Annotated in this window: 20 protein-coding genes and 1 tRNA gene; 11 read left to right on the top strand and 10 right to left on the bottom strand. The window is 67.8% G+C overall.

Going from position 1 to position 20,501, the window contains the following annotated elements:
* Positions 1-35 precede the first annotated feature (35 nt).
* The 4 genes from pal (at position 36) to CY658_RS19280 (ending at position 2,315) form a co-directional block, all read left to right on the top strand.
* Entirely contained in the window at positions 36-554 is a 519-nt protein-coding gene (gene pal, locus CY658_RS19295) for a peptidoglycan-associated lipoprotein Pal (protein ID WP_101491728.1), read from the top strand.
* Entirely contained in the window at positions 554-1,306 is a 753-nt protein-coding gene (gene ybgF, locus CY658_RS19290) for a tol-pal system protein YbgF (RefSeq protein ID WP_101491727.1), read from the top strand. The genes pal and ybgF overlap by 1 nt, the downstream gene beginning before the upstream one ends.
* 63 nt (positions 1,307-1,369) lie before the next feature.
* Positions 1,370-2,188: a tRNA threonylcarbamoyladenosine dehydratase gene (locus CY658_RS19285; protein ID WP_101491726.1), complete on the top strand. Its 819-nt coding sequence runs from the start codon at positions 1,370-1,372 to the stop codon at positions 2,186-2,188.
* Between the two features lie 51 nt (positions 2,189-2,239).
* Positions 2,240-2,315: transfer RNA gene (locus tag CY658_RS19280), tRNA-Lys, on the top strand.
* 103 nt (positions 2,316-2,418) lie between these two features.
* On the opposite strand, the gene CY658_RS19275 is transcribed toward CY658_RS19280, so the two are convergent.
* The gene (locus CY658_RS19275) at positions 2,419-3,096 is read right to left on the bottom strand and encodes a Crp/Fnr family transcriptional regulator (RefSeq protein WP_101491725.1); all 678 of its coding nucleotides are present in this window, start codon (positions 3,094-3,096) and stop codon (positions 2,419-2,421) included.
* A 95-nt stretch (positions 3,097-3,191) separates the two neighbouring features.
* Between CY658_RS19275 and CY658_RS19270 the strand changes: the two genes are divergently transcribed.
* From CY658_RS19270 to CY658_RS19245, 6 genes are all read left to right on the top strand, one after another.
* Complete coding sequence (locus tag CY658_RS19270; RefSeq protein WP_101491724.1) at positions 3,192-3,725, top strand: thiamine pyrophosphate-binding protein; 534 nt, start codon at positions 3,192-3,194, stop codon at positions 3,723-3,725.
* A gap of 10 nt (positions 3,726-3,735) precedes the next feature.
* Positions 3,736-4,338, top strand: coding sequence for a thiamine pyrophosphate-dependent enzyme (locus tag CY658_RS19265; RefSeq protein ID WP_101491723.1), 603 nt, complete (start codon positions 3,736-3,738; stop codon positions 4,336-4,338).
* Between the two features lie 11 nt (positions 4,339-4,349).
* The gene (locus tag CY658_RS19260) at positions 4,350-5,969 is read left to right on the top strand and encodes a GMC family oxidoreductase (RefSeq protein WP_101491920.1); all 1,620 of its coding nucleotides are present in this window, start codon (positions 4,350-4,352) and stop codon (positions 5,967-5,969) included.
* Positions 5,966-8,275, top strand: a complete 2,310-nt coding sequence (locus CY658_RS19255) for an arylsulfatase (protein ID WP_257884926.1) — start codon at positions 5,966-5,968, stop codon at positions 8,273-8,275. Before CY658_RS19260 ends, CY658_RS19255 begins: the two co-directional genes overlap by 4 nt.
* Before the next feature lie 36 nt (positions 8,276-8,311).
* Positions 8,312-9,313 (top strand): Bug family tripartite tricarboxylate transporter substrate binding protein, encoded by a 1,002-nt coding sequence (locus tag CY658_RS19250; RefSeq protein ID WP_101491722.1) that lies wholly within the window; start codon positions 8,312-8,314, stop codon positions 9,311-9,313.
* Between the two features lie 61 nt (positions 9,314-9,374).
* On the top strand, positions 9,375-10,433 hold the full coding sequence (locus CY658_RS19245; RefSeq protein WP_101491721.1) for a porin: 1,059 nt from the start codon (positions 9,375-9,377) through the stop codon (positions 10,431-10,433).
* 27 nt (positions 10,434-10,460) lie between these two features.
* Here the strand turns inward: CY658_RS19245 and CY658_RS19240 are convergent, their stop codons facing one another.
* Both CY658_RS19240 and CY658_RS19235 read right to left on the bottom strand, forming a co-directional pair.
* Positions 10,461-10,703: a hypothetical protein gene (locus tag CY658_RS19240; protein WP_101491720.1), complete on the bottom strand. Its 243-nt coding sequence runs from the start codon at positions 10,701-10,703 to the stop codon at positions 10,461-10,463.
* 542 nt (positions 10,704-11,245) lie between these two features.
* Positions 11,246-11,971 (bottom strand): helix-turn-helix domain-containing protein, encoded by a 726-nt coding sequence (locus tag CY658_RS19235; protein ID WP_101491719.1) that lies wholly within the window; start codon positions 11,969-11,971, stop codon positions 11,246-11,248.
* A gap of 71 nt (positions 11,972-12,042) precedes the next feature.
* Here CY658_RS19235 and CY658_RS19230 point away from each other — a divergent pair, with 71 nt between their 5' ends.
* Positions 12,043-12,273, top strand: a complete 231-nt coding sequence (locus tag CY658_RS19230) for a helix-turn-helix domain-containing protein (RefSeq protein WP_101491718.1) — start codon at positions 12,043-12,045, stop codon at positions 12,271-12,273.
* A 16-nt stretch (positions 12,274-12,289) separates the two neighbouring features.
* Here CY658_RS19230 and CY658_RS19225 read toward each other — a convergent pair whose 3' ends face one another.
* From CY658_RS19225 to dapC, 7 genes are all read right to left on the bottom strand, one after another.
* Positions 12,290-12,802 carry a hypothetical protein gene (locus CY658_RS19225; protein WP_101491717.1) on the bottom strand — a complete coding sequence of 171 codons (513 nt, stop codon included), beginning with the start codon at positions 12,800-12,802 and terminating at the stop codon, positions 12,290-12,292.
* A 91-nt stretch (positions 12,803-12,893) separates the two neighbouring features.
* Positions 12,894-14,915: an ABC-F family ATP-binding cassette domain-containing protein gene (locus tag CY658_RS19220; RefSeq protein ID WP_101491716.1), complete on the bottom strand. Its 2,022-nt coding sequence runs from the start codon at positions 14,913-14,915 to the stop codon at positions 12,894-12,896.
* Positions 14,916-15,056: 141 nt separating this feature from the next.
* On the bottom strand, positions 15,057-15,938 hold the full coding sequence (gene prmB / locus CY658_RS19215) for a 50S ribosomal protein L3 N(5)-glutamine methyltransferase (protein WP_101491715.1): 882 nt from the start codon (positions 15,936-15,938) through the stop codon (positions 15,057-15,059).
* Positions 15,935-17,113 (bottom strand): succinyl-diaminopimelate desuccinylase, encoded by a 1,179-nt coding sequence (gene dapE / locus CY658_RS19210; protein ID WP_101491714.1) that lies wholly within the window; start codon positions 17,111-17,113, stop codon positions 15,935-15,937. The genes prmB and dapE overlap by 4 nt, the downstream gene beginning before the upstream one ends.
* Positions 17,114-17,138: 25 nt before the next feature.
* Positions 17,139-18,287 (bottom strand): PilT/PilU family type 4a pilus ATPase, encoded by a 1,149-nt coding sequence (locus tag CY658_RS19205; protein ID WP_101491713.1) that lies wholly within the window; start codon positions 18,285-18,287, stop codon positions 17,139-17,141.
* A gap of 88 nt (positions 18,288-18,375) precedes the next feature.
* Positions 18,376-19,209 carry a 2,3,4,5-tetrahydropyridine-2,6-dicarboxylate N-succinyltransferase gene (gene dapD, locus CY658_RS19200; RefSeq protein ID WP_099789398.1) on the bottom strand — a complete coding sequence of 278 codons (834 nt, stop codon included), beginning with the start codon at positions 19,207-19,209 and terminating at the stop codon, positions 18,376-18,378.
* A gap of 50 nt (positions 19,210-19,259) precedes the next feature.
* The gene (dapC, locus tag CY658_RS19195; protein WP_101491712.1) at positions 19,260-20,471 is read right to left on the bottom strand and encodes a succinyldiaminopimelate transaminase; all 1,212 of its coding nucleotides are present in this window, start codon (positions 20,469-20,471) and stop codon (positions 19,260-19,262) included.
* Positions 20,472-20,501 lie beyond the last annotated feature (30 nt).

The following is a 20,501-nucleotide window of genomic DNA, read 5'->3' as shown; positions in this document are numbered from 1 at the left end:
TTGACCAGATAAATTTACTTGAGGAGTTCGCAAACATGTTGAAACGCACCATCTATTCGCTCGCCATCGTGGCGCTCATCGCCGGTTGCTCGTCGGGCACCAAGCTCAACGAAACGCCGGTCACCGACCGCAGCGGCACGGCCGGCGGCCAGCAAGGCGGCGCGGCTGCCGTAGCGCCCGTGACCATCGACCCCAACGCCAACACGGCGCAAGGTCCGGTCGGCGTCGAGCGCATCGTGTACTTCGACTACGACAGCTACACGGTCAAGCCCGAGTTCCAGTCGGTTATCGACGGCCATGCACGCTTCCTCAAGGGCGCTACGCAACGTCGCATCTCGATCGAAGGCCACACCGACGAGCGCGGCGGCCGCGAGTACAACCTGGCCCTCGGCCAGAAGCGTTCCGAAGCCGTGCGCCGTGCGCTCACGCTGCTGGGCGTGAGCGACAGCCAGATCGAAGCCGTGAGCTTCGGCAAGGAAAAGCCCGCGGCACAAGGCGCGGGTGAAGAAGTGTGGGCGCAGAACCGCCGCGCTGAAATCCGCTACACCCGGTGATGCAACCACGTGCCCTGTGGCGAGGCGCGGCCCTCGCCGCCGCCTTGCTCTGCGCGTCGGCTGGCTCGCAGGCTGCGCTGTTCGAGGACGACGAGGCCCGCAAGGCCATCCTCGACCTGCGCCAGCGCGTCGAAGCCATGCGCCAGCAGACCGACCAGCGCCTGGCCGACGAAAACGGCCAGTTGCGTCGCAGCCTGCTCGACCTGCAAAGCCAGATCGAGCAGATGCGCGGCGAACTGGCGCGCATGACCGGCCAGAACGAGCAGCTCACGCGCACGCTGAGCGAAATGCAGTCGCGCCAGAGCACCATCGACGACAAGCTCAAGCAGAACGAGCCGTCGAAGGTCTCGATCGACGGCCGCGAGTTCAACGCCGACCCGAAGGAAAAGGCCGACTTCGAAGCGGCCCTGGGCATCTTCCGCTCGGGCCAATTCGCACAAGCGCAAACCGCCTTCGCCGAGTTCGTGAAGCGCTACCCGCAAAGCGGCTACAACGCATCCGCGCTGTTCTGGCTCGGCAATGCGCAGTACGCCACGCGCAACTACAACGAAGCCATCGCCAATTTCCGTTCGATGCTCTCGCTCGCGCCCGACCACGCCAAGGCGCCCGAAGCCGTGCTGTCGATCGCGAACTGCCAGATCGAACTGAAGGACACGCGCGCCGCACGCCGCACGCTGGAAGACCTGACCAAGGCCTACCCGCAGTCGGAAGCCGCACAGGCCGGCCGCGAGCGTCTGTCGCGCCTGCGTTGATGCAATGACTGGTTCAGCGGAGCTTTCCGCTTGAGCGCTTCGCCTGAAGCCTCGTCTCTCCCCATGGCCGCCGCGGATGTCGTCACCGACACCGCGGCGCCTGACTTTGCGCGCCGCTTCGGCGGCCTCGAGCGCCTGTACGGCGTGGCCGGTGCCGCGCGCATCCGCCATGCCCATGTGCTCGTCGTCGGCATCGGCGGTGTGGGTTCGTGGGCGGTCGAGGCGCTGGCGCGCAGCGGAGTGGGGCGCCTGACGCTCATCGACCTCGACCACGTGTCGGAGTCGAACATCAACCGCCAGATCCACGCGCTCGACTCCACCGTGGGGCAGGCCAAGGTCGAAGCTATGCGCGAGCGCATCGCGCAGATCAATCCCGAGTGCCAGGTGCTCGCCATCGACGAGTTCGTCGAGCCCGACAACTGGGCTTCGCTGCTCGCCACCGCGCAGGCGGCCCACGGGCCGGTGCACGCGGTCATCGACGCGTGCGACCAGGTGAAGGCCAAGCTGGCCATGGCCGCATGGGCGCGCACGGTGTCGCGCAGCACGGCGTTCATCACGGTCGGTGCGGCGGGCGGCAAGCGGCAGGCGCACAAGGTCGACATCGACGACCTGTCGCTCGTCACCCACGACCCATTGCTGGCCCAGCTTCGCCAGCGGCTGCGCAAGCTGCACGGGGCGCCGCGCGAAGGTCGCAAGATCGGCGTCACCTGCGTGTTCAGCCGCGAGAGCGTGGCACCGCCCGATGCGTCCTGCCAGATCGATTCGGGCGACGGTTCGCTCAACTGCCACGGCTACGGATCGGTGGTCAGCGTGACCGCCACCTTCGGACAATGTGCGGCAGGGTGGGTGCTCGACGAAATTGCGAGAAACAGCACGCTATAATCCAAGGCTTTGCCGGATTCAACGTCGGCAAGAAGCAAGAAAAATGGTTCCGGGACGTTAGCTCAGTTGGTAGAGCAGCGGACTTTTAATCCGTTGGTCACTGGTTCGAATCCAGTACGTCCTACCACCCCTTTTCTTGGCTACCAGACAAGCCGCTATTTTCAGGAATAGCGGCTTTTCTTTTTTCTGCTGCGCCGGCGCGCTCCTGCCGCCGTTCTGAGCTCGGGGCGCTAGCTCCCTGCAATCGCCTGCAGCTGGCCTGAATCGAGAATCTCGATGTCGCCACGCGAGATTGCAATCGCCCCGCTGCGCTCCAGCTTCTTCAGCTCGAGATTGACGCTCTGCCGCGACGCGCCCAGCATGTCCGCGAGCGCGGCCTGGGTCAGATGGATGCGCAGGCTCGAATGGCTGGACGACAGGTCCAGCAGAAGTCGCACGACACGCACGTGCAGCGGCAACAGCGACAACCCCGCCAGCACCTCGTAGTTGTGTCGCGCCCGCTGGCACAGCAGCAGGAGCATCTGCATCGCCAGCGTCGGCTGCGCTTCCATCGTCGACAGGATGGCATCGCGCGGCACGACCACGATGCTGCTCGCGCCGCGCGCACACACGTCGTGGATGAGCGTCGATCCATCGAGCAGTGGAATCAACCCGAACACCTGGCCCTTGCCGAGCGGGCTCGTGGTGTGTCGCTTGCCCTGTGCGTTCGTCATGCTGAGTTCGAGCGTGCCGCTCGCGATGACGACCAGGTGAGACGTTTGCGTGCCGCGCGTGGCCACCGTCTGTCCGTCGACGAGGTGCTGCAGGTGCGAGGCGTCGGCCAGGCGTTCGACCACCGCGTTTCCGCTGGCCTGCAGCCACGGCACGGCGGCCAGGGCCTGCATGAGCGGTTCGGCGCGCGTCTTCATTGCGCGTAAACCCGAGCCGTGGACGTCGGGTACCCGACAGACGGAAAAGGCGTGTGTTCCCACACTACACGGCACCCGAACACCAGAGATACAACATGCACGCTTCTGTCTCCCATCCGATCCCCGCAAGTGCCGCCGTGGCCGCCCTGCAGCGCTGCGCCGTGCGGCATGTGGTCACGGTTCCCGACTGGGTCCAGCTCTCGCTTCATTCGCGCCTGGAGGCGCCCGAGGCCGGCATCGATCTCGCCAATTGCTGCAACGAAAACCAGTGCCTGACACTGGCGGCGGGATTGTACATAGGGGGTGCTCGCGCCCTCGTGGTGATGCAGAACCAGGGCTTCTACAACTGCATCAACACGCTGCGCGCCGTGGGTCTCGACGCGCAGATTCCGCTGGTGCTCATGGTCGGCCAGTTCGGCCGCGAGTTCGACAACTTCGACAAGCCCAGCACGCAGTCGCGCCGCACCATGGTCCGCCTGCTCGAGCCGATGCTGCAGACGCTCGACATTCCCTTTCACCGGCTCGACAGCGAAGACGACCTGCGCTGCATGGACGCCGCGTTTGAAGAGGCCGAGGCGCGCGGTGGCCCGGTCGTGCTGATCGTCGGTGCCCCCATGGCCTGGCATTGAGGAGACACACATGACCATGCAAATGATCGAAGCCTGCCGCGTCATCGCACAGGGCCGCGAAGACGCCGTCATCGTCTCCACGATGGGCGCGATGTTCCTGCTCGATGCGCTCGAGGTGCGCCACGGGCGTGTCGACTCCGTGCCGCTGATGGGCGGTGCCGCCTGCCTGGGGCTGGGCCTGGCACTGGCGCGGCCCGACCGCCAGGTGATCGTGGTCGATGGCGATGCGAGCCTGCTGCTGGAACTCGGCGGCCTGGTGAGCGTGGCAAGCCAGCGTCCACGCAACCTGCTGCACGTGGTGCTGCGCAACGGCACGCAGTTCACCGGGCTGGCCAACCTGAAGGCGCCCGTCGAAGGCTGCGACCTCGCCGCGCATGCGCGTGCGGCCGGCTACGTGCAGGCCGAGCGTTTCGACAACGCCGCCGAGTGGGCCGCCGGCTTTGCGCGTCTGAAAGACCAGCCGGGTCCGTGCTTCGCTGAACTCCAGGTCGAGCCCTTGCCCTCGCGTCTGGCCGCGGGCGGCGTGCAGACGGAAATGCCCGACCTCCAGTTCTCGCGCATGGGCGACGGCGCACGCGCGTTGCGGGCCTGGCTGCAGGCGCCCGCGTCGTGAAGGACGAGGCCATGCAGACCGAAGACTTCGACTACATCGTCGTGGGCGCGGGCTCGTCCGGTGCGGCGCTGGCGCACCGTCTGGCGCAGCGCCCGCAGACAAGTGTGCTCTTGCTCGAAGCGGGCCAGCCGCGGCAGAACGACTTCTGGGTGCGCACGCCGCTGGGCATTGCGAAGCTGCTGACCAACCCGGACTACGTGTGGCCGTTCCAGACCGCACCGCAGGCGGGCCTGGGCAACCAGCGCATCTACTGGCCGCGCGGCAGGCTGCCCGGTGGCTCCAGCTCCGTCAACGGCATGATCTACGTGCGCGGCGAACCGCGCGAGTTCGACCACTGGCGCGACCTCGGCAACCCGGGCTGGGGCTACGCCGACCTGCTGCCGTACTTCAAGCGCATGGAGTCGTACGCGGGCGGCGACGAGAGTCAACGCGGCCGCACCGGCCCCATCGGCGTGACCAGCCTGGCGGGCGACCCGCAGCCGCTGGGCAGCGCGTTCGTGCAGGCCTGCGTGGAGGCGGGCATTCCCGCCACGCCGGATTACAACGGTGGCCAGTACGAAGGCGTTTCCTACCTGCAGCTGAACACCGCGAACGGGCGCCGCTGCGGCACGGCGCGCGGCTACCTGGGCGACAGCCGGCCCGCCTCGCTCGACCTGCGCACCGAGGCGGTCGCGCTGGGCATCGTGCTCGAGAACCGCCGCGCCGTAGGCATCGACTACCTGCACGGCGGCGTGAAGCGCCGGGCCCGCGCGCGGGCCGAGGTGATCCTCAGCGCCGGGCCGATCAAGTCGCCGCAGCTGCTCGAACTCTCGGGCATCGGGCACGGCGACCGGTTGCAGGCACTGGGCATCGACGTGGCGCACCACGCACCCGGCGTGGGCGAAAACCTCATTGACCATCTGCAGGCGCGCATCACCTTCGAGTGCAGCCAGCGCGTCACGCTGAACGAGGTGGTGAGCAGCCCGCTGCGCCAGGGCCTGATGGGCGCGCGCTACCTGCTGACCGGGCGCGGCATGATGGCCACGCCCTCGGCCACGGCGCACGCACTGGCCCGCGCCGATGCACGCGACGAGCGCCCGATGGTGAAGATCCAGATGCACCACATCACGGGCAAGGACCGCTACTCGCGCAGCAAGGGGGCGGGCACCGATCCGTTCCCGGGCTTCGGCATCGGCCTGTTCCAGTTGCGTCCGCAGTCGCGCGGCGAGGTGCATGCCGTCACGCGCTCGGCCACCGACGACCCGGCGATGGACCCGCGCTACCTGAGCGACCCCGCCGACGTCGACGCCATGCTGAGCGCATTGCGGCTGGCGCGCCGCGTGGCCCGTCAGCCGGCGTTGGCTGCGTACGTGAAGCGCGAGACGCGCCCCGGCCTGGACATCGAATCCGACGACGAACTGCTGAGCTACATCCGCGGCTGCGGCCAGACCTCGTGGCACCCGATCGGCACCTGCAAGATGGGCAAGGACCCAATGGCCGTGGTCGACGCCAGCCTGCGTGTGCGCGGCGTGCAGGGCCTGCGCGTCGTCGACTCTTCGATCATGCCGACGATGCCGTCGTCGAACACCAATGCCGCGTCGATCGCCATCGGCGAGAAGGCGGCCGACCTCATCCTGGAGAAGCACTCTTGAAACAAGCTCACAACGCGGACGACCTGCTGCGCAGCGCCGACCCAGGCCGCGACCACGGCGCCACCATCGGCAAGACCCTGGGCACCTCCAAGCCTTGGTGGCGGCCGGAGCAGAAGGCGCCCGCCGGTGCGCCCAACGTGGTGGTCATCCTGCTGGACGACCTCGGCTTCTCGGACTTCGGCTGCTTCGGCAGCGAGATCCAGACACCGCACATCGACGCCCTGGCCGCGCACGGCCTGCGCTTCACGGGCTACACCACGGTGCCGATGTGCACGCCGGCGCGTGCGGCCATGATGACGGGCAAGAACCCGCATTCGGTCGGCTGCGGCTGGCTCACGCACAACAACCCCGGCTATCCGGGTTATCAGGCCGGCGAGATCAGCCTCGACGCGCCGACGCTGCCCGAGCTGCTGCGCGAGGCGGGTTACGCCACCTACGCGGTCGGCAAGTGGCACAACACGGCCGACTACCACGTGAGCGCCGCGGCATCGCGCACGGCGTGGCCGCTGCAGCGCGGCTTCGATCACTTCTACGGATTCCTCGGCGCCGAGACGCATTTCTTCTCGCCGGGCCAGCTCATCGAAGGCAACGACGTCGCTGATATCGACGAGCTGCCCAAGGACTACTACTGCACCGACGACTGGACCGACCGCTCCATCAAGTACCTGCGGTCGCACCGCAGCGCAGCGCCCGACAAACCCTTCCTGCTCTACCTCGCGCACAACGCGCCGCACGTGCCGCTGCACGCGAAGCCCGAAGACATCGCGGCCTACGACGGCGTGTACGCCGAAGGCTGGGACGCCACGCGCAAGCAGCGCTTCGCGCGCCAGGTCGCGTCGGGCCTGGTGCCGCCGGACTGGCGCCTGTCTCCTGAGAGCCCTGGCGTGAAGCCGTGGGCCGATGTGCCTGACGAGCAGAAGCCCGTGATGTCGCAGTACATGCAGATCTACGCGGCCATGGTGCAGAACCTCGACCGCAACATCGGCCGGCTGGTGGACGAGCTCAAGCAGCTGGGCGTGTTCGAAGACACGCTGATCGTGCTCACGTCGGACAACGGCGCCTCGTCGATCGGCGGGCTGGAGGGCGCGGCCAACATCTACGAGAAGCGCGTCACGCGCACCGAAGACCCGCAACTCGCGCGCTCGCTGTACCTCGACGGCCGCCTCGGCGGCGCCGACTCGTTTCCCGCGTACCCGGCAGGGTGGGCCAACGCCTCGAACACGCCGTTCCGCTTCTACAAGCGCACGCCCATGAACGGCGGCATCCGCGTGCCGTTCATCGCGAGCTGGCCGAACAAGGTACCTGACCCCGGCGCGATCCGGCGCCAGTGGATCCATGTCAGCGACCTGGTGCCGACCCTGCTCGACCTGCTGGGCACCGACTACCCGCAGGCCTTCAACGGCTACCGCACGCGCGGCCTCGACGGCGTGAGCTTCAAGGGCATGCTGACCGACCCGGCCCACCCGTCGGCGCGCGAGCGGCAGCACTTCGAACTCGAGGGCAACCGGGGCTACATCAGCGGGCACTGGAAGATCGTGTCGCTGCAGCCGCCGGGCACGCCCATCGCGCTCGACCAGTGGCTGCTGTTCGACCTGGAGGCCGACCCGACCGAGTGCAATGACCTCGCGGCGCACGAGCCGCAGAAGCTGCGCGAACTCATCGAGGCCTTCGAGCGCGATGCCGAGGCGAACTACGTCTACCCGCTGGACAACCGCGACAACCGGCGCGTGCTGGGCCTGCCGCCGTTCCTGGAAGAAGAGAGCGCGCGTGTGCGCACCTTCTATCCAGGCACTGGCACCGCGTCGCCCATCGTGATCGCGGCGCTCATTGCCGACCGCGACTACCGCATCGACTGCGAATTCGAATGCACGGGTGAAGACACCGGCGTGCTCTACGCCATCGGCGACAACATGAACGGCCTGGCAGCCTTCGTGCTGGACGGACAGCTGCACGTGGCCTTCACGGCGGGTGCGTCCGTGCAACGTTCGGTCGCCATTGCGCTGGGCGCCGGCACGCACCGCTTCACGCTCGAACACCGGGCACTCGGCGCGCGCCGGGGCGAGGGCACGCTCGTGCTCGACGGCCAGCCCCACGACCTGCGCATCGACATGACGCCGACCTTCCTGCGCTTGGGCGGCGAGGGCGTCGATGTGGGCCTCGACCGCAAGCGCAAGGTGAGCCGCCTCTACGAAGGGCGCGGCACCTTCGCCTTCACCGGTCGAATCGCGCGGGTCTGGGTGACGCCGGGCGCGCAGGCGCCCGACAGCATCGCCAACCGGCCGGAAGCGCAAGCGCAGCTCGACTGAAGCCCGCCTCACACCAAGCACGAAGGAAGGATCGCCATGAACCCCCTCATCTCGCGCAGGCAAGGCCTGGCCTGGGCCCTCGCATCGCTCGCCCCCGCGTCCGTGCTCGGCCTGCCGGGCCGCGCGCAGGCCACCACCGCCGCATGGCCGACCAAGCCCTTGCGGATCGTCGTGCCTTACCCCGCGGGCGGAACGCCCGACATGCTGGCGCGCCAGCTCGGGCCTTCGCTCCAGTCGCAGCTGGGGCAGCCCGTCGTCGTGGAGGCCAAGCCCGGCGCGTCGGGGCTGATCGCAGCGCGCATGGTGTCCAAGGGCGCATCGGACGCGCACAACTTCATGTCGCTGTCGTCGGGCATCGTCACGCTGTCGGCGATGAACCCGAAGTTCGACCTGTTGGCCGAACTGAAGCCCGTGACGCGGCTGACCACCTCGCCCTTCGTGTGCGTGGTCGCGACCGGTTCGCGCATCCAGAGCATGGGCGAGCTTATCGAGGTGGGGCGCCGCAAGCCGGGCTCGCTCACCTACGGCTCGGCCGGGCCGGGCTCGCCCGCGCACCTGGCCGTCGAGTACCTGGCCGATGCCGTCGGCAACTTCAAGGCGCTGCACGTGCCCTACAAGGGCGCGGTCGAGTCGATCAATGCGCTGATCGGTGGGCAGATCGATTTCTCGATCCTCGTGCTCGGTGCCGCCATGCCGTTGATCGCCAGCGGCAAGCTGCGCGCACTGGCCACGAGCAGCGCGCGCCGTGTGCCGCTGATCCCGCAGGTGCCGACGATTGCCGAAAGCGGCGGCGGTCGCTATGCCTTCGAGTCGTGGGGCGGGATGGCGATGCACGCGGACACGCCCGACGACATTGCCGAGCGCGCGCTCGTCGCGTTCCGAAACGCGATGGGCAGTGAAGAGATCAAGCGCCTGCTCGCGTCCACGGGGTCGTACCCGTCCGTGAGCCGCTCGCGCGCCGAATTCACGGCGGAACTCGAGGCCGAACTGGCAAGCCAGCGGCAGATCGTGAAGCGGCTCGGACTGCGCGCCGTGTAGCGCGCGGCACAGAGCCACGGGCCCGCATCAGGCGGGCAAGAACAACAACGGAGACAAAACCTTGAAGACAAAAATTCTGGCCGCTTCGGCGCTGCTGGGGACCGGCTTCGCCTGCGCGCAAAGCACCGTGCAGCTGTACGGCATGGTCGACCTGTTCGTGCAACGCGTGAGTTCGGGCGGGCGCTCGGTCACGCAACTGGCGGATGGCGGCAACGGCGCGTCGCGCTTCGGCTTTCGCGGGACGGAAGACCTGGGCGGCGGGCTCGCGGCGAACTTCCTGCTGGAGGCCGGCGTGAATGCCGACACCGGCACAGGCATGCTGCCCGGCCCGCAGATCTCGTTCACGCGCCAATCGTTCGTGGGGCTGTCGGGCGCATGGGGCCGCGTCGATGCGGGGCGCATGTACACGCCGATGTTCAATGCCTTCCTGCGCGCCGATCCGTTCGGGATGAACGCGATCTACTCGCCGCTGGTGCTCGCGGCCCAGACCGATGCGCAACCCGGGCTCGGCCCGCCGCTCGCGTTCCGGGCCAGCAACATGGTGCGTTACCGCGCGCCGGCGGGGCAGGCCTTTCTGCTCGACCTGGCGTATGCGTTCGGCGAGTCGTCCGCCGCCAGCAAGCGCAGCGGCGAGTTCTACGGCGGGGCGGTGGGGTACGACAAGGCGCCGTACTACGCGGCCTATTCCTTCTACCGCGCGCGTTCGGGAACGGCCGCTGCGCCGGTGAAGTCGCCCGTCGTGACGCGCGTGGACGCGCTCAGCGCGCGCATCGACCTGGGCGAGTCCTGGGCCGTGGCCGCGAACGGCATGCGCGTGGGCGGCGGCCTAGCGTCGACGCCTTCCGCGCGGCTGCTCAATCTCGGGGTGTCGTTCCAGGACGGGTTGTCACGCTGGACCGCCGGCATCGTCCAGCGCAAGGTGAGCGGCAGCCCGCGCAGCCAGTTCGGCATCACGCTGGGCTACGACTACGCGCTCAGCAAACGCACCGTGCTCTACGGGCGCTTGCTGCACCTGTCGAACAAGGGCGGGGCGACGGCCTCGGCGGGCGGGATCGCGTTCACGCCCTACAGCGGCGACGGTGTGAACTCCAGCGGGGTGGGGATTCGGCACAGCTTTTGAGGCTCGCCGACCACGGGCTGCGAGAGGCTACGCCGCGGCGTGCCAGTCTTGCACTGTGGGTGCCTGCGGCGCGGCGAGCTCCGTGAGGCCCTCGTGGCACGGCTGAACCTCCAGGGGATCGCACGGGCTGCTGATCTGGCGCCCGTCGAACTTGATGCGGATGTGCGAATTGCTCGCGCCGGCGACGGTGCCGAGGCGGCCACCGCAGATGACGCGGCTTCCTCTTTCGAAGCTGACGCCGTAGCGTTCGCGGATGTCCCTGAGGCTCATGTGATTCCCTTTTGTTCCCTGTGCTGATAGTGAACGAATCGTCTCCTGCGCCCGCGTGGAACCGCGTAGGCCGCATTCCGTTACACCGTGTAGGAAAGAAGAGGGGTTGACGGCAGGCAAACGCCTTGGGGCCGCCAGCGCGCCGGAAATGAAAAAGCCCTCACGAGGAGGGCTTTGTTCGGAATGTGGTCGTGAACTCTTACGCGGTCCACGCTACGGCAAAGATTCGTTTGCGGAAGTCATTGTTGTTTTTCTCGTCGCTGTGACTTCGACGCGCTGGTATGAGATTCAGCTTGCCTGGCCAGGCAAATGCCCGATCGTTTCGGGCAACCGCGGATTATATACCAAAATAAATCGACCCCTTCAAAACCTCCATGTCAGTGCGCAGCATGCAGGCAAAAAAACAGCCCGCACGAGGGCGGGCTGGAAGGGTGACTTGCTGGAGGAGGGAGGATCAGAGGTGCAAGCCACCGGGAGAAACCTCACTGTGCCCAGCGAATCTGTACGCAACCTGACCTCGCGAAAAGAGGCCCTTTCGGTTCTCAGTCTTCGTCTTCCCACTTGCCGATCACGGTGCCCAGCACGGTGAAGGGCACGCGCACCGCTTCGTGCGCGGGGTTCAGCGGCAGCAGCCAGCGGCGGCCCGCGTCTGCCTTGTAGACCTTGAAGGTGACTTCGCCGCTCGTGTCGTCGTCGAGCTTGGCGATCACGCGCTCGCCGTCGTCGGGCGTGGTGTGTTGCGGGTCGACAAAAATGATCGATCCGGCCGGGTAGCTCTTCAGGTGCCCGTGCGGCGAAGTCATGCTGTCGCCGCGCACGCGCAGGGCGTAGGTGCCGGCGCTGTGGTGCGCGATGCAGGGAATCCAGCGTTCGGCCAGCGTGGGCCGGGGCGGCGATTCGGCGCCGCGCCATTCGCCCGCGTGCTCCCACGTGATCAGCGGTACGGTGCCGGGCGTCTGCGGCGCGAAGCCCGGGCCCGCGGGCGGGATGCGGGTGACGCGGTAGGGGCCGGGCGGTTCGTGGGCGTTGTCGCGTGCCAGGCGGATCTGCACCTCGTCCCATGGGGCGGGGCCGTCGCCGGTGTCGAGCCAGTTGGGGTCGGCGCGGTAGGCGCGCGCCAGGGCGAGCACGCTCATCGACCGGCTGGTGTCGCCACGCTCGATCTTCGAGATGCTCGACTGTTTGACACCCGAAGCGGCCTCGGCCTGCTTCTGCGTCATCTTGGCGAATTTGCGTGCGGCCAGGGCACGAGAAGCAATAGTCTCCATGGGGTGGAGATTCAAGCGCAGATGAATATTCGTATTGGACTCTAGAATATTAAAAAAAGGGAGGGTTCGATATGAAGCCACGCGAGTTGGTGCAGGCGCTGCGGGCGCTGGGATTGACGCAAAAGCAGATCCAGGAACGCACGGGCATTCCGCAGCCCACGGTCAGCAAGATCGGGCTGGGGCGGGTGAGCGACGTGATGTCGCGTCACTACGTCGCGCTGCTGAAGGCCTACGAGCAGCGGATGAAGGAAGAGGCGCTGCGGCCGGCGGCGCACTTTGTGCCGCCGCCGGCGGGCGACTAAGGCAGGTGCGGGAGGCTCAGGCCGGCTTGAGCCGTTCGGCAGGCTCAGGCGGTGTCAGGGCCAGCGTGGTGCTCACGCGCACGCAGTCCTTGATGTGCTGCTCGCCCAGCGCGCGCAGCGCGGCATAGCCCAGCGCGGCCGATACCACCTGCCCGGCAATGGGCACGTACTTGGCCGCCTGCTTGGCGGTGAGGCGGATGCCGGCGTGGCGGGCGAGCTTCATGAGCAGCTCGCGCGTGACGAGCCGGCCGACGAGCAGGGCGCCGAGCGTGGTGGCGGCCTTCTGGATGCGCTCGCGCTGGTGTGGCGCGAGCTTTTCGACCTGGGTGACCGAGAGGCCGAACTCGGCGCTGATCTGCGGCACGAGGCGCGAGAGCAGCGCCGCGTCGGCCATCCAGTCGACGCCGGGCAGCGGAATGGCGCTGGCGGCAGCGGCCATGAGGGCCTTGCGGCCGATCAGGCGTCGGCTGCGGTGGATGGCCGCGATGAGTTTTTCATCGCCCCGGGCGAGTTCGATCGAAGAAGGCATGCAGCGTGGCTCCTTGGCGGGTTCCCTGACCTTGCCATGCTACCCGGCCCGCGCCGGCCGGCCGGGGGCCAGCCGCGCGCGGCCAAAGGGTTTAGGCGGCCAGCGCTTCGAGCTGGTCGGACAGCGCCAGCCAGCGTTCTTCGAGCTGCGCGATCTCGTCGTTGAGCGCCTTCAGCCGCTTGCCGGCATCGGCGATCTCGGCGGGCGGCAGCGGTTCGGCCAGCCGGGCTTCGAGCGTGCCGCGCTCGGTGCCGGCCGCCGCCATGCGCTCGTCGATCTTGGCGAGTTCCTTCTTCAGCGGCTTGGCCTGCTCGCTGCGCTGCTGGCGCTCCTGGGCGTCCTGCTTGCGCTGCTCGGGGGTGTGGCTGCTGCTGCTGCTGCTCTTGGTCGATGCCTGGGCGGCGGCTGCAGCGGCGGCCGCAGCCGCTGCCACGGCGTCCGCTTCGCGCACGGCCACCTTGGCTTCTTCGCGCAGGCGCTTGGCTTCGTCGAGCAGGTAGCGCTGGTAGTCGTCCAGGTCGCCGTCGAAGTCGGTGACGACGCCGCGGCCCACGAGCCAGAACTCGTCGCACACCGAACGCAGCAGCGCACGGTCGTGGCTCACCAGCATCAGCGTGCCTTCGAACTCGTTGAGCGCCACGGCCAGGGCTTCGCGGGTGGCGAGGTCCAGGTGGTTGGTGGGCTCGTCCAGCAGCAGCAGGTTGGGGCGCTGCCAGACCATCATGGCGAGCACGAGGCGGGCTTTTTCGCCGCCGCTCATGGTGCCCACGGGCTGCTTGACCATGTCGCCGCTGAAGTTGAAGCTGCCCAGGTAGCCACGCAGGGCCTGCTCGCCGGTGGCTTCCTTGGCATTGCTGCCGAGTTCGCGCGCCATGCGCACCATGTGCTCGAGCGGGTTGTCCTGTGGGCGCAGCACGTCGAGTTCCTGCTGCGCGAAGTAGCCGATGTTCAGGCCCTTGCCCTCGGTGACTTCGCCGGCCAGTGCGCCCATTTCGCGCGCAATGGTCTTCACCAGCGTCGACTTGCCCTGGCCGTTGGCGCCCAGGATGCCGATGCGCTGGCCCGCCAGCACCGAGCGGCTCACGCCGCGCAGGATGGTCTTGGGCGCTTCGCCTTCGACCTCGTAGCCGAAGCTCGCCTTGTCGATCGAGAGCATCGGGTTCGGGATGTTGCCCGGCTCCTTGAACTCGAAGGTGAAGTCGGCCTCGGCCAGCAGCGGCGCCACGCGCTCCATGCGCTCCAGCGCCTTGACGCGGCTTTGCGCCTGCTTGGCCTTGCTGGCCTTGGCCTTGAAGCGGTCGATGAACTTCTGCAGGTGGGCGATCTTGTCCTGCTGCTTGCTGAAGGCCACCTGCTGCTGCTCCATCTGCAGCGCGCGCATGTCCTCGAACTTGCTGTAGTTGCCGCCGTAGCGCGTGAGCTGGGCGTTGGCGATGTGCAGGGTGACGTCGGTCACGGCGTCGAGAAACTCGCGGTCGTGGCTGATGACGATCATGGTGCCGGCGTACTTCTGCAGCCAGGCTTCGAGCCAGACGAGCGCGTCCAAGTCCAGGTGGTTGGTCGGTTCGTCGAGCAGCAGCAGGTCGCTCGGGCACATCAGCGCGCGGGCCAGTTGCAGGCGCATGCGCCAGCCGCCCGAGAAGCTGTTGACGGGCTCGTCGAGCTCGTGCGACTTGAAGCCCAGGCCCAGCACCAGCGCCTGCGCGCGCGGCACGGCGTCGTGCTCGCCAGCATCGGCCAGGTCGGTGTAGGCGTGGGCCAGCTCCATGCCGATGTCGGGATCGTCGGGGTTCTCGGCGTAGGCGGCCTCGATGGCGGCCAGCGTGGCGCGCAGCTCGGTCAGGCGGGTGTCGCCGCCGACCACGAAGTCGGTGGCCGACTCCTCGGTCTCGGGCATGTCCTGCGCGACCTGGGCCATGCGCCACTGCTTGGGAATGTAGAAATCGCCGCCGTCTTCGTGCAGCGTGCCGTTGAACAGCGCGAACAGCGACGACTTGCCGGCGCCGTTGCGTCCCACCAGGCCGACCTTTTCGCCGGGGTTGAGATTGACGGTGGCGCCGTCGAGCAGTTTCTTGGCGCTGCGGCGAAGAATGACGTTTTTGAGAGTAATCATGAAATAGGAACCGTAGGGGGGATTATCCCGTCCGACCTTCAGCGAGCCGGCGCGAAGGGGCAAAGGCGGACATCACCCGATGAAAGGGGGCGCAGCCACGGGGCTGCATGCAAGGCGAAAAGGGGGCTTGGGCGGGCGCCGCTAACGCACGCCGGCGCCGGCCAGCAGCGCCGTCCGGGTGACCAGCAGCACCTGGTCTTCGCCGGCCGAGGTTTCGAGCCAGACCACCTCGAGCTGCGGAAACGCCGTCTCGAAGTAATCGCGCTCGTTGCCAATTTCGAGCACCAGCACGGCCTGCTCGCTCATGCGGGCGGGCGCGTCGGCGAACAGTTGCCGCACGAAGTCCATGCCGTCGGTGCCGCCGGCCAGCGCCAGTTCGGGCTCGGCGCGGTATTCGGCGGGCAGCGCAGCCATGCTGGCGCTGTTCACATAGGGCGGGTTGCACAGCACGAGGTCGTACGTACCGGGCACGTTCTTCAGGCCGTCCGATGCGATCAGCGTGACGCGGGCGTCGAGCGCGTGGCGCGTGACGTTGATGGCGGCCACTTCGAGCGCTTCGACCGACAGGTCGGCCGCATCGACCGTCACGTCCGGGTAGGTGAGCGCCGCGAGCACCGCGAGGCTGCCATTGCCGGTGCACAGGTCGAGCACGCGCTGCGTGTGTTCGCCCAGCCAGTAGTCGATGCTGCCGTCGGCGATCAGCTCGGCAATGAAGCTGCGCGGCACGATGGCGCGTTCGTCCACGTAGAAGGGCACGCCTTGCAGCCAGGCTTCTTTCGTGAGGTAGGCCGCAGGCTTGCGCGTGGCGATGCGCTCGTCAATGAGCGCGGCCACCTTGGCAGCGTCGGCCGGCGACACAGGGGTGTCGGCCACGGCGTCGATGTCGTCCAGCGGCTGCTTCAGGCGCCACAGCACGAGCCAGGCGGCTTCGTCGAAGGCGTTGGCGGTGCCGTGGCCGAAGGCCACGCCGGCATCGGTCAGGCGCTGGGCGCCGGCTTCGATCAGTTCGATGACCGTGCTCATTGCGCGAGCGCCGCGTCGAGCCCGCGCAGCGTGCGCAGGTAGATGTTCTTCAGCGTCTCGATCTCGGCGACGTCGATGTGCTCGTCGATCTTGTGGATGCTGGCGTTCACCGGGCCGCACTCGACGACCTGCTTGCAGATCTTGGCGATGAAGCGCGCGTCGCTGGTACCGCCGCTGGTCGACAGCTCGGTGTCCAGGCCGGTTTCTTCGCGGATCGCCGCCTGCACGGCCGTGACGAGTTCGCCGGGCGTGGTCAGGAAGGGCAGGCCGCCGACGGTCCAGGCCAGCGTGTAGTCGACGCCGTGCGCGTCGAGCACGGCGTGCACGCGCTGCTGCAGCGATTCGGGCGTCGATTCGGTCGAGAAGCGGAAGTTGAAGTCGATCACCGCGCTGCCCGGAATCACGTTGCTCGCGCCGGTGCCCGAATGGAAATTGCTGATCTGCCAGCTGGTGGGCTGGAAGTAGGGGTTGCTTTGCGCGTCCCAGCCGCCGGCGGCGTTGATCGCCACGAGCTCGGCCAGCGCGGGCGCCACGGCGTGCACCGGGTTCTTCGCCAGGTGCGGGTAGGCGATGTGACCCTGCACGCCGTTCACCGTGAGCTTGCCGCTCATGGTGCCGCGGCGGCCGTTCTTGATCATGTCGCCGCAGCGCGTGACCGAGGTGGGCTCGCCGACGATGCAGTAGTCGATGGTTTCACCGCGTGCGGCCAGCGCGTTGCAGACGATCACGGTGCCGTCGACGCCCGGGCCTTCCTCGTCGCTCGTCAGCAGCAGGGCCAGTGTGAGCGCCGGGTCGGGCTCGCCCTGCAAAAACTCTTCGATGGAGGTCACGAAGGCCGCGACCGAGGTCTTCATGTCGCAGGCGCCGCGGCCGTAGAGCTTGCCGTCGCGGTGCGTGGGCGTGAAGGGGTGGCTGCTCCACTGGTCGAGCGGGCCGGTGGGCACCACGTCGGTGTGGCCGGCGAAGACCAGCGTCTTCGTCGCTTTGCCATTCGTCGGGCGGCGCACGGCCCAGAGGTTGGTGACCCGGAAATCGGCCGGGCCGCTCTCGATGGTTTCCAGCGTGAAGCCCAGCGCGGCGAGGCGTTCGCCCAGGATCTGTTGGCAACCCGCGTCGTCGGGGGTGACGGAAGGGCGCGAGATCAGTTGTTCGGCGAGCTGGAGCGTACGGGACATCGAGGGAGCGGGGATTAAGGGGCGGTCAGAACTTCACGTCGAGCGTGATGTCGGTGAAGGTGGGTTCGTCGAGCTGGTCGGTCAGGTCGCGATCCTCGGCCTGCTTCTTGGGCGCGTCGCGGTTCTGCAGGCGCCACATCAGGTTGGTGGGCGAGTCGGCGTTGGCCAGGCCTTCCTGGCGGGTCACGCGGTCCTCGGTGATGAGGCGGGCGATGTCTTCCTCGAAGGTCTGCGAGCCTTCGGCCATCGACTGCTCCATGGCCTCCTTGACGCCGGAGAAGTCGCCCTTTTCGATCAGGTCGGCCACCAGCGCGGTGTTCAGCATCACTTCGAGTGCGGGCACGCGTGCGCCGGCCGGCGTGCGCAGCAGGCGCTGCGACACCACGGCGCGCAGCGCCGAGCCCAGGTCGCCCAGCAGGGTGGGGCGCACCTCGACCGGGAAGAAGCTCAGGATGCGGTTCAGCGCGCGGTAGCTGTTGTTGGCGTGCAGCGTGGCCACGCACAGGTGGCCCGACTGCGCGTAGGCAATGGCGGCCGTCATGGTGTCGCGGTCGCGGATTTCGCCGATCTGGATCACGTCGGGCGCCTGGCGCAGCGCGTTCTTCAGGGCCACCTGCAGCGAGGTGGTGTCGCTGCCCACGTCGCGCTGGTTCACCAGCGATTTCTTGTTGGTGTAGGTGAACTCGATCGGCTCCTCGACCGTGAGGATGTGGCCGCTGGCGTGCTCGTTGCGGTAGTCGAGCATCGAGGCCAGCGTGGTCGTCTTGCCTGCGCCGGTGGCGCCCACCATCAGGATCAGCCCGCGCTTTTCCATGATGAGCGACTTCAGGATGTCGGGCAGGTTCAGCTCGTCGAAGCTGGGGATGACCGAGGCGATGTGCCGCACCACCACGGCGTAGCTGCCGCGCTGGCGCATGGCGCTGATGCGGTAGTTGCCGGCGCCTTCGAGGGCGACGGCCATGTTGAGTTCGCCCGTGTTTTCCAGTTCCTGGATGCGGGCTTCGGGCACCACTTCCGACAGCAGCGCCAGCGGCGCGGTCGGCGGCAGCACCTGCGCATTGATCGGCAGGCAGTTGCCGTTGATGCGGATCATCACCGGGGAGTGGGCCGAGAGGTAGATGTCGGAGGCCTTGCGCTCGGCCATCAAACGAAGAATCCGTTCCATCATGTTCATCGGTCTCTCTCCTCGGTGCTGTTTTTTTCTCAGGGAAGAAGCGAAACCGGCCGCGAGCGTTGAAGCAGGCGGCCGGTGGTTCGGCAGGTCAGTCGCGCAGCAGGTCGTTCAGGCTGGTCTTGGAGCGCGTCTGCGCGTCGACCGTCTTCACGATGATGGCGGCGTAGGTGCTGTAGTCCTGGCCCGACTTGGTCTTCTTGGGCAGGTTGCCGCTGATGACCACGCTGCCGCTGGGCACGCGGCCGTACGAGATCTCGCCGGTTTCGCGGTTGAAGATCGGGGTGCTCTGGCCGAGGTACACGCCCATGCCGAGCACCGAGTTCTCTTCGACGACCACGCCTTCGACGACTTCGGAGCGCGCGCCGATGAAGCAGTTGTCTTCGATGATCGTGGGGCCGGCCTGCAGCGGCTCGAGCACGCCGCCGATGCCGACGCCACCCGACAGGTGCACGTTGGCACCGATCTGTGCGCACGAGCCGACGGTGGCCCAGGTGTCGACCATGGTGCCTTCGCCCACGTAGGCGCCGATGTTCACGTACGAGGGCATCAGGATCGCGCCCTTGGCGATGAAGCTGCCGCGGCGGGCCACGGCCGGCGGCACGATGCGCACGCCCGATTCCTTCAGCTCGGCGGCCGACAGGTGCGAGAACTTGGTCGCGACCTTGTCGTAGAAGCCCAGCGAGCCGGCCTGGATCTGCTCGTTGTCCTTCAGGCGGAACGACAGCAGCACGGCCTTCTTGATCCACTGGTGCACGGTCCACTGGCCCACGCCTTCGCGGGTGGCCACGCGCAGCTTGCCGTTGTTCAGCTCGGTGATCACGTGCTCGACGGCGTCACGCACTTCGGCGGGGGCGGCGGCGGGCGAGATGTTGGCGCGGTCTTCCCACGCGGCGTCGATGGTCTGTTGCAGTTGCTGTGTCATGGAGAAAGTCTCGGGTGAAAAAGGGGGCAGGGAAGCGGGGCGGCGGGAGGTCAGCGGCGGCCGTCCTGGACGAAACGGACGATGCGCCGGGCGGCCTCGACGCACTCGGCCGTTTCGGCCACCAGCGCCATGCGGATGCGACCGCGGCCCGGGTTGGCGCTGTGGTCGGTGTCGCGCGCCAGATAGCTCCCCGGCAGAACCGTGACATTGTATTGAGCGTAGAGCGCGCGGGCGAAGGCTTCGTCGTCGCCAGCCCACACTTCGGGCACGCCGGCCCAGAGGTAGAAGCTGGCGTCGGGCAGGCGCACGTCGAGCACGGGTTCGAGCAGCGGCGTGACGGCGGCGAACTTGGCGCGGTACTGGGCGCGGTTGTCGACCACGTGCGACTCGTCGCCCCAGGCCGCGATGCTGGCGGCGGCCACGGCGCCGCTCATGGCGCTGCCGTGGTAGGTGCGGTAGAGCAAAAACTTCTTGATGAGGGCCGCGTCGCCGGCCACGAAGCCGCTGCGCAGGCCGGGCACGTTGCTGCGCTTGGACAGCGAGGTGAGCGCGATCAGGTTCTTGAAGTCGGGGCGGCCGAGCTTCATCGAGGCTTCGAGGCCGCTGAGCGGCGGTTCGTCGCGGAAGTAGATCTCGCTGTAGCACTCGTCGGCGGCGATCACGAAGCCGTGGCGGTCGGACAGCGCGAAGAGCTTCTTCCACTCGTCCAGAGACATCACGGCGCCCGTGGGATTGCCCGGCGAGCAGACGAACACCAGCTGGGTGCGGGCCCAGATGGCCTCGGGCACGCTGTCCCAATCGACGGCGAAGTTGCGCGCGGGCACGCTGGGCACGTAGTACGGCTCGGCGCCCGAGAGCAGCGCCGCGCCCTCGTAGATTTGATAGAACGGGTTGGGCGACATCACCACGGGCTTGGGCCTGACGCTGGCGTCGACCACGGTCTGGGCGAGCGAGAACAGCGCCTCGCGCGAGCCGTTGACCGGGAGCACCTGCGTGGCCGGATCGAGCGTCAGGCTGTAGCGGCGATGCAGCCAGTCGGTGAACGAGGTGCGCAGTTTCAGCTCGCCGGCGGTGGCCGGGTAAGCGGCAAGGGCGCCGAGGCCGGCGCTCAGGGCGTCCTTGATGAAGGCCGGCGTGGCGTGCTTGGGCTCGCCGATGCCCAGGCTGATGGGCGCGAATTCGGGGGCGGGCGTGACGCCCGCGAACAGTTGCTTCAGCCGCTCGAAAGGGTACGGCTGCAATTTGGAAAGCAAGGGATTCATGCCCCGGATTATCGGCGACGGGCCGGGCGG

The sequence above is a fragment of the Variovorax sp. RO1 genome, assembly GCF_002849325.1.
Lineage (GTDB): Bacteria > Pseudomonadota > Gammaproteobacteria > Burkholderiales > Burkholderiaceae_C > Variovorax.
Note: the sequence above shows the minus strand (reverse complement) of the source record. Positions and strands in the feature narration are given on the sequence as shown.